This window comes from Roseovarius sp., from assembly GCF_027019125.1.
Taxonomy (GTDB): Bacteria; Pseudomonadota; Alphaproteobacteria; order Rhodobacterales; family Rhodobacteraceae; genus Roseovarius.
Genome location: NZ_JALUXE010000034.1, coordinates 56,050 through 70,045 on the forward strand (window position 1 = coordinate 56,050; position 13,996 = coordinate 70,045).

A 13,996-nucleotide genomic window follows, 5' to 3' on the forward strand; every position below is an offset into this window, starting at 1 on the left:
CACGTCAAGCGATGGTGGTGGATTCCAGCGCCGCAGTCACAAGATCGTGGGGTAAGGGCATGAGCGTCGCGGTGCGGGTCCAGAGAATTGCAGTCTCGATGCGATGATCCGGGTAAAGCTGTGCGAGCGCATGGGCATAGGCCCCCATCTGCCGCAAAAGCGCATCGGGGCAATCGGTTACGGTGTCGGGGACCAGCGCGTTGGTCTTGAAGTCCACCGCCAGGATACGCGTATCTTCGATGATCAGCCGGTCAATAACGCCATGGATGCGCTGCCCCTGAAGCGAGGCGAGATTGGCGGTGATCGCCACCTCCGTCAGGGCCGTCGGGGTGAAGAGGGCCGTCAGACTGGGCTTGGTCAGCACCTTTTCCGCCTCGGCGCGCAGCAGCGCGAGCTCTGCGCCGGTCGCGGCATCGCTGCCGTTGGAGAGGAGCCGCGCGGCGGTGGCGGGCCAGTCCGCGGCAGGCACGGTGGGCAGGAACTCGAGCAGGCGGTGGATCTGGCGACCGCGCCGTTTGGCGGCCTCTTCATCCAGCCCGCGTTCGCCGGGCAGCGCCTTGGCCCCGCCAAGGTCGGAGGGACTCAGGGTCTTGACGCGCTCCGGGAGCGGAGCGGGGCGCTGAAAGAGCGGATCGAGGGCGACCGCCTGAGGGGGTGCAAAAGATGCTGTTTCAGTCTCTGTTTCAGCCCATAGCCCATGATCGAGACGCAGGCCGGGGCCATTGGCAAAGCTGTGGGGCTGCGCGCCCGCTGCCAGCATCCCGCGCTGCACCTTGTCATACCAGGTATCGCCCTGCTTGCCCAAATCGCCATGGGCGGCGACGATCAACCATGTCTCGGCCCGGGTCATGGCGACATAGAGAAGACGCTCACGTTCGGCCAGAAGCGCGCGCCGTTCGGCGTCGATTGCCTCGGCCAGGGTCGGAGGCATATCATCGACGCGCCCGGTCCAGAGGGCGTGGCCCTGTTGCGTCACGATCTGCGGCACGTTGGGACTGCCCCAGGCGCCACATTCGGGCAGGATCACGACGGGTGCCTCAAGCCCCTTGGCCCCGTGCACGGTCATCACACGGATGCGGTTGCCAGCGCTGTCGAGTTGGCGCTTGATCTCGAGATCGTCGGTCTCCATCCAGACGAGAAATCCGGTGAGACTATCGACGGCGCGGCGTTCATAGGCCATGGCCTGCGCCAGAAGCGCGTCGATGCCATCCTCGGCCTCGGTTCCCAGACGGGCAAGCAGGCGACGGCGGCCATCGTGGCGGGTCAGGATACGCTCGATCAGGTCATAGGGGCGCAAGAAATCGGCATTGTCGAGCAGGTCGCGCAGGATCGCCATGGTCTCGGGATAGTCGGCGGCGCGGGCGCGAAACTCCTCCCAGAGGTAGGAATGGTCGCGCCCTTGGGCGAGGTCGTAAAGCTGCGCCTCGGACCAACCGAAAAGCGGTGAGCGCAGGGCGGTGGCGAGCGCCAGACTATCCTCGGGCGTGGCGAGAAAGGACAAGAGCGCCTCGAGATCGCGCACGGCAAGCTCTGCCCCGACCTTGAGACGGTCGGCCCCGGCGATGGGCAGGCCCTGCGCCTTGCATTCGCGGATGATCTCGTGAAAGAGCGCAGAGCGGCGGCGCACGAGGATGAGGAAATCACCCGGTTGCACGGCACGAAAGCCGCTGGGCGATTTCGGATCGGGGATCGCCTGTCGCGCGGCGATCATGTCGCGCATGGCGGCCGCCACCTGCCGCGCCAACAGGATGGCGGGGTCATTGGAGGCGCGGATGTCCACCGGCATGTGCCAGGGGGGTGTTTCCTCTTCCTCCGGCTTTGCGACAACCGGCCAGAGATCGACGCGGCCGGGGAGCGTGTCGAAAAAGGCTTTGTGACCCTCTTCCGGCGTAAAGCCGCTCTCGCTGCTCTGGTCGAAGCAGCAATCGACGGTGGTCAGAATCGCCCGCGACGAGCGAAACGAGTAGGCCAGCACGCGCGCTTGCAAGGGACGGTTGGTCGCCCCCAGACGCAGGCCGAATTCATGCTGCATGCGGTCGAATTCGCGCGGATCGGCCCCCTGGAAAGAGTAGATCGACTGTTTCTTGTCGCCCACGACAAAGATGGTGCGGGCCACATCGGCGCGCGCGCCTTCGCCGCTGGTGAATTCCTGCGCCAGACGCTCGATCACTTGCCATTGCACCGGGCTGGTATCCTGCGCCTCGTCCACGAGAATATGGTCGATGCCGCCATCGAGGCGGTAGAGGACCCACGCGGCGACCGCCGGGTCGGTCAAGAGATCACGGGCGCGCAGGATCAGGTCGTCGAAGTCGAGCAGGCCGCGCACCTGCTTGGCGCGCTCATAGGCGGGCAGAAAGGCGCGGGCGAAATCATGCAGGGCGCGGGTTTTCTGCATGGCCAGGAGCGCAAGGCGCGCGGGGCGCGTATCCTCGACGCGCAGCATCCATTGCTCGATCTGCGGCATGATATGGGCGAGGGTGCCTCGGGTCGCCTTGGTCGGGAAAGAGCCTAACTTGGCGGAGAATGGGGATTTGGCGCTCTTGCCGGTGAGAAAGACATCCTCGAGAAGCGGCAGGGCGCCGACATCGAGCGCGCTGATCCGCACCAGTTTGGCAGCTGCCGAAACGTCATTGGTAGACCCGGCCCGAAGGGCGGGCAGGAGGTGATCAAGCAGCGCCTGCTCGTTGCCCAGAAACACCCGGTCCCCGATCGTTTCAGGGCTGAGATCCTCGGGCTGATCGAAGAGAGCGGCGAGGTCGGCGTTGCTCAGCGGTTGCGAGAATCCGGTGCGGTAGCGCACGATCTCGGCGGTCAGTTTTTCCAGAGTTTCGCCGGAATAGTGTCTGGCAAGCGCATAGAATGTCGCGGCCTGCGGCCCGGCGGCCAGTTCCTCGACAATCTCGGCGCGCAGGAGGGTGGCGGTGCGGTCCTCCATTTCCGTGAATTGCGGTGTGACACCGGCCTCGAGCGGAAAGCGGCGCAGGAGAGAGGCGCAAAAAGAGTGGATCGTCTGGATCTTGAGCCCACCCGGCGTCTCGATCGCGCGGGCAAAGAGGCGGCGGGCCTCGCGCAATGTTCGATCCGTGATCTCGCCCTCGTGGCCCAAGATGTCCAATTCCTGCTTGAGCGCGTCATCGGCCAGCATTGCCCAAGCGCCGAGGCGGCGAAAGAGGCGGTTTTGCATCTCGCTCGCGGCGGCCTTGGTATAGGTGAGGCACAGGATGTGCTGCGGATCGACCCCGTCAAGCAAGAGCCGGGCCACCCGGTCGGTCAGAACGCGCGTCTTGCCCGAGCCTGCATTGGCCGCGAGCCATGTCGAAAGATCGGGGCGCGCGGCCTCGACCTGGGCTTGGGTGGCGGCGTCACGGGCGGTCATTGGCCCACCTTGGTCACTTGGGGGCGATCCGTCAGATCCCATTCGCCATAACGGGCGAGTTGGTCGTAATCGCCGTCCTCATCGGTCGTGCGCGGTGCACGACGGGACGTATAGCCCTTATCAGGGTCTAAATAGGCTGAAATCAGCGCGTGAAACTCGGACCAGATCTTTTCTGGCGGCTCGGCATCGAGCGGCGCGTCGATCTCTTTGGGAGAGCTGCCCATCCCGATGAACACCGCGCGGGCCACGCGGCTTGGCCCCATATCGGCAAAACCCGCACGCGTGGCAATCGCCGCCTCAAGCAGCAATTGCTTGTCGAAACTGGTCTGTTCCCTGGCCGTGGGCGGCGTGCCGGTCTTGTAATCATAGATATGCACCTGCCCCAGATCATCGAGATCGAGCCGGTCAGCCTTGGCCGAGAGGGTAAAACCCAGATCGGGCAGGGTGGCGCGGCCCTTGGCCTCAAACGCGACGGGGCGGGCGCGGGCGCGGCGGGCGAATTCCGTCTCGATGAACCAGTCGGCCACCCGTTCCAGCCGCGCCAGCCAGAGCGCGCGCGCCTCGGCCCAAGGGACGTTTTCGGCCAGAACAGTCTCTGCATGTTGCATCAGGGTGGCGTGATTGCACCGTGCCGGATGCTCCAGCGTTTCGCGAATGAAGCCTTCGAGGATTTCGTGCAGCACCGTGCCGCGCAAGAGCGCGTCTGGCGTACGCATCAACGGATCGAGCCTGCGCAGGTTGAGGATATGGCGGGCATATATGGCGTAGGGATCACGGATCAGACGCTTGATCTCGGTCACGCTCAGGTGATCGGGGCGCACGGGGGCGGGAGGTGCGGGTGCCGGACGCGCGGCGCGCGGCACAACGCCGGGGTCCTCAAGGGCCGCGGCGCGGTCGAGCCAGAGGCGACCACGCGCGCGCATCGCGTCAATCGCCGCTGGCCCGCCCTGATCCGGCAGGCCAGAGAGCAGGTTCAGAATGCGGTTGAGCCAGCGCGACACCACGGTTTCGGCATCCGCAGAGCGCACGGACCGGGTGAGCCAGACCTCGGGCGCGGCAATCGCCTGTTGAAAATCATGCGCCGAGAGGCCGATGCGCCGCTCTGGCAACAAGAGACCCACCTGATGACGCAGGGCGCGATTGAGCCATGGGTCAGGTTTGGGGCTTTCTGGCCAACTGCCCTCGTTCAGCCCGGCAAGGATCAAGAGATCCGCCCCCTGAACGCGCGCCTCCAGCGTGCCCCAGATCAGGATATGGGGGTGCGGATCAACCGGATTGCGCACCTCGCGGCTACTGAGAATCTTGTGAAACAGGCTGGAATAGTCACTGGCGCTGAGCGCGCCCGCGTGATGGGCCTCGGTCTTCAACTCGGTCACGGCCTGTCGCGCCTCTTGGCCTGCATCCTTGAGCCAGAGCGTGCCCGAGCCTTTACCCCGGCAGCCTTGGGCGATCTTTTCGGCCAGCTCCAGATGCACCGCAACGCTGGTTTGCAGCGGCATTTCGCCGGAATAGTCCCTGTTCACAAAGCAAGCACAGAGCCAGTTCACCCAATCGGGAGCGAGGGAATCCTTTTGCCCGGTGCCCCAGGCGCGCAGGCTGTCTTCGGTCGGATAGGGTGGGCCGTGGCGGCGCAGGTGCAATTCCAGCTCGCGCGTGAGGCGCAGATGTGGGCCACGCTCTGCCCCCTGATGTGCCAGAGGATGCTTGAGCAGGGTCAAAAGCGACTCGGCGCTCAGCCGATTGCGGAAGAGATCGGCGACGTGGCGCAGAAAGCGCCCCGGCGGCGAAAGGTGCAGCGGCAAACCCGCGCTGTCATCGGGCAGAATATCCCAGCGGTCGAGAGCGGCGGTCACTTGACGGGTAAGGGTCCGATCCGGGGTGATGAGGGCGGCGGTGCGCCCGTCCTCGGCCGCCTGACGCAGGCGCATGGCGATGGCCAGCGCCTCTTGGCGCTGCGATTGGGCCTCGACCAGGGTCACATCGGCCATGGCCCCGGCAATGTCCGCCAGATGCGGGCCATCGCGCAGCCATTGATCGGTCACAGGCGCAGGGCGCAGGGCGAGCGACACCAGCGCATTGCGCGCCGGATTGGGGGCAGCCGTGTCGGACCAGGGGCGGATCTCCGCGGGCGTGATCCCGCCCCCCGCCGCCACACGGCAAAAACGGTACTGCGGGTGATCCTCGGACAGCATGGCGTCGCCCAGCGCCTCCCAGACCGCGCCGGGCATGTCGAAATCAAAGCCGGGCAACACCACCGCCCCTTGCGGCAGGCGCGCGACCGCCTGCATGAGATATTGCGTAGCACCGCGCGACCCGGTCGAGCCCGCAAGGATCACAGGGTGCCTTGGCGGTGTTTCGGCCCAGAGGGACGCCAGCCGCTCGATGACAAGCCGCTGACGGGTTTCCACATCGGGGGCGGCACCGCCTGCCTCGAAATAATGACGGACGATGCCAAGGAAGGATTTGATCCGCGCCCAATGGCCGGATTGGTCACTGACATCGAGCGCCTCGATAGCCTGTGGCACCACGCCTTCGCCGTGCATTTCATCCATCAGCCCGGCAAGGCTATCGGAAAGGTCGTAGATCGCGCTGCGCGGGGCGAGATCGGGGGCATTGTCGAGAAGCGTGGTGATCAGCTGCACCAGCTCCAGCCTGCGGCGCAGGGGCGGCACCGGGTCGGGGATATGGGCCAGATCCCAAAGCTCTCCGAGATCGGTCAGAAGGCTGATGCGCGGCAAGAGGCACGGCGGGCCCTCGTCGAACAGCTCGCGGATGCGGCGTGCCATGCGGCGGGTGTTGACGATGAGCTGCACGCGCGCGAGGGTTTCGGGCGGTTGGCCCAGATGACGTGCGCGCAAGCCGTCGACCAACGCACGGGGGAAATCCACGCCGGGGGGCAAGCCGTAGAAGCGGGGGGTGTCCGAGCGATCAAACATCGGGAGCGGCAAGCAGGGTTTCGGCCAGCGCGATTCCCTCGGGGCGGCCGACATCGCACCACTGGCCCGGGTAATCTGCGGCATGGAGCCGGCCATCGGCAAGCATCATGTCCCAGAGGCGGTTGAGGGAAAAGGCCCGTTCGGGAATGGTCTGGAGCAGGTCGGGTTTCACGATCTGAAGCCCGGAATAGACAGAGCCCGCGCCACGTGTCGCCCTCCCGTCCGGGGCAATCTGAAAATCCCCGGCACCGCTGTGGCCCACGGCCTGCGCACGCGGGATGCACAGCAAGAGCGCATCCATCTCGGCGGGGCGCCAGAGCGCCGCCAGGTGATCAAGCGGGTTTGGACCGCGCCAGACCGCATCGGTATTCATGGTAAAGACCGGGCCGGGGCCAAGCAGCGGCAAGGCGGCGCGCAGCCCGCCACCAGTCTCAAGGATCTCGGGCGTTTCATGAGAAAGGCGGATGTCACGCCCCGCCAGATGCCGCGCCAGTTGATCGGGCAGGTAATGCAGGTTGACCACCACCGGGCCGGCACCATGCGCGGTCACAAGATCGAGCGCATGGTCGATGAGCGGGCGACCCGCCACCTCGATCAGGGGTTTGGGCCGGGTCGCGGTCAGCGCCCCCATGCGCGTGCCGAACCCGGCAGCAAACAACATCAGCGGCAGGCTCATGACGCGCAGTGCGCGCGAAGGCGCTCTCTGATGGCGGATGTCGGCGCAGGCAGGGCGGCGCGCAGGAGATCGGCCACCGGCGATAGGGTCGGGTGGTCGAGATCCCGTTGCAGATGATCCCAGACGCGCGGCATGAGGTCGACGTAATGCGCCTTGCCATCACGCAGGCAGAGCCGGGCAAAGACGCCGAGGATCCGCAGATTGCGCTGCGCGCCAAGACAGTGATAGGCCGCCTCGAAGATGGTCTGATCAATGCCAGTCGCGGCACAATAGCGTGCGATCATCGCAGTCTCGATCAGGGGGGGCACATCGCGGCGCGCGTCTTGCAGCACCGAGACCAGATCATAGGCACGGTGGCCGGTCATTGCGTCCTGAAAATCGAGCAGGCCAACGCGGGCCGCGCCGATGCGTTCTGGCAGCCAGAGCAGATTTTCCGCGTGATAATCGCGCAGGACGATCACATCGGTGGTCGCGGCGTGCTGGCGCAAGAGCCGGTGCAGCGCGGCGAGCGTCTCGGCACGCTGCGGGCTGTTATCCCCGGTAGCGCCCGTGAGATACCAGTCAAAGGCCAAGGCCGCCATGTCGGTCATGGTCTCTGGCCCATAGGGTTTGAGGCCCTCGGGCGGACGGGCCCGGTGCAGGTCGATCAGGACATCGGTGGCCGCTGCGTAAAGCGGGTCTTCCATCTGCGGCGCGCCGGGGATCACGCGAGCAAAGAGCGCATCCCCCAGATCCTCGAGAATGAGAAAGCCGCGCGTCTCGTCCTGCGCCAGAATCTGCGGCGCGCTGAGGCCAAGCCCGGTGAGGTAGCGGGCGATATGGAGAAAGGGGCGCACATCCTCGCCACGCTCGGGCGGGGCATCCATCAACACGGCGGTGCCGCCGCTTGTGGTATGGGTGAGCCGCAGATAGCGCCGGTTCGAGGCATCCCCCGCCAGCGGGGCAATCGCCGCCCCGGCCCAATCGGTCGCGGCGATGAACGCCTGCATCAAGGCGCTCCGGTCAGTCATTCAGAACCTCCTTCAGTCGCTGTGCCCACCTGTCATCCTGCCAAGTGATCCGCAAGAGGCGTTGATCCTCTGCACCGGGGTTTGGCAGCGGTTCAAACTCCAGCCAGAGGGCACCGGGCGGGGCCATATCCCCCAACCGGTCAGGCCATTCAATCAGGCAGATGGCCTCTGCGAAGGCTTCGGTCAGCCCCAGTTCGATCAGGTCCATCGCATCGCCAAGGCGATAGAGATCGGCGTGCCAAATCTCGGCGCCCTGCCCCTGATAGGTCTGCACAAGCGTATAGGTGGGCGAAGGCACATCCTCGGGCGACAGAAGCAGGGCCTGGATCAGGCAGCGCGCGAAATGCGTCTTGCCCGCGCCGACACCGCCCGAGAGCAGGAGCGTATCGCCCGGCCTTAGGCGGTGTGCCAAGACCTGCGCAAAGGCGCAGGTCGCATCGGGGCTGGCAAGGAGGATCTGGGCGCAGGGATCGGACATGCCCCGACACTACACGCGCCGCGCCTGCCCGCAACCCGTCTCAGCGCAGAGGCAGGCCCACGCGGTCGGCCTCGGCGATGGCGCGATCCTTGAGACAGAGCATGGATTGCCCCCGCCCAAGCGGCACGACACGCAGGTCAGCCCCGGCCTGACCCGGCGACACGGCGCGATCATGGAGGGTTGCAACCAGACGCCGGGTTGCGATGCGATCCTCGACCTCGGGCCAAAGGCCGGGATCGGGGTAGCGCGCCGCGCAGGCGGCGATGACATCATGCAGGCCCATCTCGGCAAAGCTCGAATCCGGGTCAACCCCCAGCATCTCGGCAAATGCGGTGTTGCAAAAGAGCAGGCGGCCATCCTGCGCGAGCACGGCAATGCCCTCCTCCAGACGGTCGATCACGGATTGGCGCAGGTCCATCTGCAGCCGGTGACGCCGGGTTGTCGACACCTCAAGCGAGATATCCTCGAACAGAAAGGCCACGGCGCCATCGGGATGGGGCCGCCCGGTAACGCGGTAGGTCTGGCCCGAAGGCAGGGTCCAGACCTCGTGATAGAGACCGCCCGCGGCGCTCTTGACCATATCGGTGATCTGGCTGCGCCAGCTAGCGTAATTCTTGGGCTCGGGCATCACCAGCCGGTCGCGCAGGGCATCGAAAAAGCCAAAAAGGCTGGGCCGGGCGCTGAGGAACTCAGGGGGCAGACCCGTGAGATCCGTGAGCGCCGGGTTGAAAACCGCAAGCATCTTGGCCCGGTCAAACACCACAAGGCCGGTGGTGAGGTCGGCAAAAGTCTTGCTCAACGTCTGGACAAACTCGCGTTGCAGCGTTTCGGCACGAACAAGGCGGGTGATGTCCTGCGCGTGGTGGACACAGCCCATCGCGGTGCGGGTTACATGCAGGTCATAGACGTAATCCTGATCGCCCGACTCGCCGGCAAGACGGAGCCGCGCACAGGAGGTGTCGCCCACATCCGGCGGAAAGTCGGGCCGCGCGGTCAGATGCGGAACATGGGCGGGCGGCACAGCGCGGGCGCTGTCATTCTGCCAGAGGATGGAACCGGCGCCATCCATGATCCAGATCGGGGTGGGCGCACGCTCGGCTGCCAAGCTCCGCGAGAGGAGATCGTGACGCTCGCTTGCGGCGGCGTGGCAGGCGGCGGCGTCAACGGGGGCCGTGTCGTGCAGCACGGCGCGCAGGCTATCCCCCTGATGAACCAGAGCGAGGGTCGCGCCATCCTCGGCCTGCAAGCGGATGCTCTGGCCTGCACATATGTCGTCGTGATGTTGTGGCAGATCGCCAAACCGAAAGCCCATCCAGCCGCAAAAACGCGACCAATCGCTGACCTCAGTCGCGGCATCGGGCAAGGACAGGCTGGAGGCATCGTGATCGACCAGCACGCCATCGCGAAAGAGAAAGGCCACGTCGCGCGGACGCGATTCCCCCTGCATGCGCCTGACAAGAGGGCGGTGGCGGCCCATCAGCCAGAGAGTACCCAACGACAAGACAAACGCTGGCAGAAAAAGAAGAGCAACATCCGAAACAGTTATGGCAAACATTTACATCCCTCGCAGCCGGGTTACGAGTACAAGCTTGGCCCAGAGTGGTTAAGAGGGAATTAACGCCGACCTTGTATTAGCCGCGCAAAGGCTGATTGAGGCCCAGGGCGGGGGTGAGAGCCCCGGATGGGGCCTCGAGCGCGTCGCGGGGCCAGGACACCTCGACCAAGGCACCGGTGCGCGCGGCACGGCTGGCCTCCTTGCGAAAGGAATCCGAGCCATTGGCAAAGGTGAGATCGGCGCCTGACCGTTCCAGCAGGGTCTTGGCGATGAATAGACCTAGGCCCATGCCCTCGTATTCCGGGCGCTGTGGGTCGTTGGCGGGGGCGCGGCGGCGGATGAAAGGATCGCCGATGCGCCCCAGCATGTCGGGCGGATAGCCGCGCCCGTCATCCATGATGCGCAGGGTGATGGTATCCTCTGTCCAGCCGCTTTCGACCCAGACATTGTCACGGGCAAAATCCACGGCGTTCTGGATCAGGTTGCGCAGGCCGTGGATCACCTCGGGTCGGCGTAGCACCGTGGGTTGGCTGGTCAAATCCTCTGGCCCGTGGTCGAAATGTATGTGTTTGCCGCGCGCGACATGCGGCTCTGCCGCCTCTTCGATGAGCGCGGTGAGGGGGGCGCTGCGCAGGTGCAGGTCATCCTTGCCCACGCGCCCCATGGAACGCAGGATGTCGCGGCAGCGATCGGTTTGCTGCACGATGAGGAGTGCATCCTCGCGCAGGTCCGGGTAGTCGGCGAGCTCCTCGGCCAATTCGGCACTGGCCAGTTTGATTGTGGCCAGCGGCGTGCCCAGCTCATGCGCGGCGGCGGCCACCACGCCGCCCAGATCGGTCAGTTTCTGTTCGCGCGCCAAGGCCATCTGCGTCGCTTGCAGGGCGTCGGACATGGCGCGCATTTCCTGCACGATCCAACGCGAATAGACCCCGAGGAAAATCACCGCGATGACAATCGCCACCCAGTTGCCAAAGCGGAATACATCCGGCATCGCCAGAACGAAGCCATCCCCAAGCCGCAGCGGCAAGTAGAACTGCATCAAGAGCGTGACGATCATGATGGCCATTGCCCCCAGAAAGGCAGTGGAGCGCCCCGAGAGCGCCGAGGCTGAAACCGTCACGGGACCGACGATCAGGATCGAAAAGGGATTGTGCAGCCCGCCGGTGAGATAGAGCAGCAATCCCAGTTGCAGCATGTCGAAAAGCACGACCTGAAAAGTATCATGTTCCGACAGGCGCTTGTTCTCGGCAAAGACGAAGGAAGCCACCAGATTGCTGACGATGGAAACACCGATCACCAGAAAACACAGGCCGATTTCGAGATCGAGCCCATAGACCCGCTGGGCGATGATGAGGGCGGTCGCCTGCCCCACGATGGCCCACCAACGCAAAAGCACCAGCGTGCGCAGGCGAATCCAGTTGCCGCGTTGCGGGGATTTCAAGGGTTCTGGCGAGAGTTCAACCATATGTGCGCCTGCGTCCCATTGCATGCGAGAGGTGGGATGATACATAGGCAGCGTCGCACTCTGACCCCACGAACGCAAGGACATCCCATGACCCGATTGATCGCCATTGCCGCTGGATTAGCCGCCATCCTCGGGCTGGGGATCACCTATGCCATGACCATGATGAAGGGAGACGACGACCAGTTTGCGCAGTGCCGGGCGTCGAATGTCGCTGGCGGGGTGTCGCAGATCGGCGGTGCGTTTACACTTGTCAGCGAGACCGGCGAGACCGTGACCGAAAAAGAGGTGATCGACCAGCCGGCGCTGATCTATTTCGGCTATACGTTCTGCCCTGATGTCTGCCCGCTCGACAATACGCGCAATGCCGAGGCGGTCGACCTGCTGGAGGACCGTGGTGAAATGGTCAAGCCGGTGTTCATCTCGATTGATCCCAAGCGGGACACGCCCGAGGTCATGGCGGAATACACCGACTATGTGCACCCCCGCCTGCTGGGCCTGACCGGCAGCGAAGAACAGGTGCGTGCCGCCTCAAAGGCCTATCGCACGTTTTTCCAGGCGCATCAGCCGACCGAGGGCGAAGAGGATTTCTATCTCGTGGACCACTCGACGATGACCTATCTGTCCCTTCCCGAGCATGGCTTTGTCGAGTTTTTCCGCCGTGATGTGACCGCAGAGCAAATGGCTGATCGCGTTCAATGTTTTCTTGACGCTCGCTAGAATAGCGCGTTTGTTTGACGCAAGTAAGGCTGCGGGCTAGAACCTGTGTCAGACTGGCGGAGCGGGAGGGACGGCATGGCCGACGAGATACAGGATATCGGTGAAGATAGGTCGCTTCTGCTTTTGGATGACGACGAGGCGTTTCTGAAGCGTCTGGCCAAGGCCATGGAAAAGCGCGGGTTCGAGGTTGAAACGGCGGGATCTGTCGCCGCCGGTCGCGCGATTGCCACGGCGCGCCCCCCCGCCTACGCGGTTTGCGATTTGCGGCTCGAGGATGGCAACGGGCTCGACGTGGTCGAGGTGATCCGCGAAAAGCGTCCCGACAGCCGGATCGTGGTGCTGACGGGCTATGGCGCGATTGCCACCGCCGTTGCAGCGGTCAAGATCGGGGCCACGGATTACCTGTCCAAGCCCGCGGATGCCACTGACATCACCAACGCGCTCTTGGCCAATGGTGCCGACCTGCCGCCACCCCCCGAGAACCCGATGAGCGCGGACCGCGTGCGTTGGGAGCATATCCAGCGTGTCTACGAGCTTTGCGATCGCAACGTGAGCGAGACCGCGCGCCGCCTCAACATGCACCGGCGCACCCTTCAGCGCATCCTTGCCAAACGCTCGCCCAAGTAGGTTTGCACCGCCTCAGGACGTGATTTGATCATTTCATGTCGACAGATTATAAAATTGGCTAAGATTGTTTCTCAAAACCCCGTATTAAATGTTGAGGGATAATTTAAGGCCGTTCCGGGCAGGTAACAGGACGTGATTTTTGGGGGCATGGCAGTCATATCGGATGCGGTTGCGACGCAAACGGGCCAAGATTCGCGCGTTTCGCAAGCATTTTTCGCTCAATCCGGTGGTCAATCGGACCCATCAGATCAAGCCGGGCGATGTTCTGCTGTTCTCGACCATGCGCGACGAGCATGTCCGCCTGCCGTATTTCCTGCGCTACTACCGCGAGCTGGGGATTTCGCATTTCCTGATCGTGGACAATGACAGCACCGATGGCGGCGCGGAATATCTGGCAGCGCAAGAGGATGTGTCGCTCTGGTCCACCAAGTCGAGCTACAAACGCGCGCGGTTCGGGGTGGATTGGCTCAACTGGCTCCAGGGAAAATATGGCCATGGCCATTGGACACTGGTGGTCGATCCCGATGAATTCTTCATCTACCCGTTCTGCGATACGCGCCCCATTCGGGCGCTGACCGACTGGCTGGATACCTCTCAGGTCAAATCCTTTGGCGCGATGCTGCTCGATATGTATCCCAAGGGACGCATCGACGCGGTGCCCTATCAGCCGGGGCAAAACCCGATGGAGATTGCCGCCTGGTTCGATCCTGGCAATTACATCATCGAAAAGAACAAGTTTTACGGCAATCTCTGGATTCAGGGCGGGCCGCGGGCGCGGGTGTTTTTCCCGGACAACCCGAAAAAGGCACCGGCGCTGAACAAGACACCGCTGGTGCGGTGGGACAGGCGCTATGCTTACGAAAGCTCGACCCATATGATCCTGCCGCGCGGCCTGAACCTGACCTATGACGAATGGGGCGGCGAAAAGGCGAGCGGCATCCTGCTCCATGCCAAGTTTCTCGACACCTTTACCGTCAAGGCGGCCGAGGAACTGACCCGCCGCCAGCATTATTCCGGCAGCGTCGAATACAAGGCCTATGCGGAGGTCGTGAAGGACAACCCCGAACTTTGGTGCAAATGGTCGGAGAAATATATAAACTGGCGACAATTAGAAATTCTCGGCTTGATGTCCAAGGGCAACTGGGCATGAGCGCGG

10 protein-coding genes are annotated in these 13,996 nt (G+C 64.1%); 3 read left to right on the forward strand and 7 right to left on the reverse strand.

Translation table 11 applies throughout. The annotated features are described in order from the left end of the window. Nucleotides 1–4 precede the first annotated feature (4 nt). From addA to regB, 7 genes are all read right to left on the reverse strand, one after another. Nucleotides 5–3,376: a double-strand break repair helicase AddA gene (addA, locus tag MVC20_RS16635; protein WP_297543419.1), complete on the reverse strand. Its 3,372-nt coding sequence runs from the start codon at nt 3,374–3,376 to the stop codon at nt 5–7. Beyond that, nucleotides 3,373–6,312 (reverse strand): double-strand break repair protein AddB, encoded by a 2,940-nt coding sequence (gene addB / locus MVC20_RS16640; RefSeq protein ID WP_297543421.1) that lies wholly within the window; start codon nt 6,310–6,312, stop codon nt 3,373–3,375. Before addB ends, addA begins: the two co-directional genes overlap by 4 nt. Further along, a complete protein-coding gene (locus MVC20_RS16645) occupies nt 6,305–6,988 on the reverse strand; it encodes a nucleotidyltransferase family protein (protein ID WP_297543423.1) in 684 nt (227 codons plus the stop codon). The genes addB and MVC20_RS16645 overlap by 8 nt, the downstream gene beginning before the upstream one ends. After that, the gene (locus tag MVC20_RS16650) at nt 6,985–7,998 is read right to left on the reverse strand and encodes a phosphotransferase (protein WP_297543425.1); all 1,014 of its coding nucleotides are present in this window, start codon (nt 7,996–7,998) and stop codon (nt 6,985–6,987) included. Before MVC20_RS16650 ends, MVC20_RS16645 begins: the two co-directional genes overlap by 4 nt. Continuing rightward, on the reverse strand, nt 7,991–8,476 hold the full coding sequence (tsaE, locus tag MVC20_RS16655) for a tRNA (adenosine(37)-N6)-threonylcarbamoyltransferase complex ATPase subunit type 1 TsaE (RefSeq protein ID WP_297543427.1): 486 nt from the start codon (nt 8,474–8,476) through the stop codon (nt 7,991–7,993). The genes MVC20_RS16650 and tsaE overlap by 8 nt, the downstream gene beginning before the upstream one ends. Nucleotides 8,477–8,516: 40 nt before the next feature. Then, on the reverse strand, nt 8,517–9,923 hold the full coding sequence (locus tag MVC20_RS16660) for a PAS-domain containing protein (RefSeq protein WP_297543429.1): 1,407 nt from the start codon (nt 9,921–9,923) through the stop codon (nt 8,517–8,519). Nucleotides 9,924–10,107: 184 nt separating this feature from the next. Then, nucleotides 10,108–11,496, reverse strand: coding sequence for a sensor histidine kinase RegB (gene regB / locus MVC20_RS16665; protein ID WP_297544223.1), 1,389 nt, complete (start codon nt 11,494–11,496; stop codon nt 10,108–10,110). Between the two features lie 87 nt (nt 11,497–11,583). On the opposite strand from regB, the gene MVC20_RS16670 reads away from it, so the two are divergent. The 3 genes from MVC20_RS16670 to MVC20_RS16680 all read left to right on the forward strand — a co-directional run bounded on the left by MVC20_RS16670 (nt 11,584) and on the right by MVC20_RS16680 (nt 13,990). After that, nucleotides 11,584–12,213, forward strand: coding sequence for an SCO family protein (locus tag MVC20_RS16670; protein ID WP_297543431.1), 630 nt, complete (start codon nt 11,584–11,586; stop codon nt 12,211–12,213). A gap of 75 nt (nt 12,214–12,288) precedes the next feature. Beyond that, the gene (locus MVC20_RS16675) at nt 12,289–12,840 is read left to right on the forward strand and encodes an ActR/PrrA/RegA family redox response regulator transcription factor (RefSeq protein ID WP_297543433.1); all 552 of its coding nucleotides are present in this window, start codon (nt 12,289–12,291) and stop codon (nt 12,838–12,840) included. 163 nt (nt 12,841–13,003) lie between these two features. Continuing rightward, entirely contained in the window at nt 13,004–13,990 is a 987-nt protein-coding gene (locus MVC20_RS16680; RefSeq protein WP_297543434.1) for a glycosyltransferase family 2 protein, read from the forward strand. The last annotated feature ends 6 nt before the right edge of the window (nt 13,991–13,996 follow it).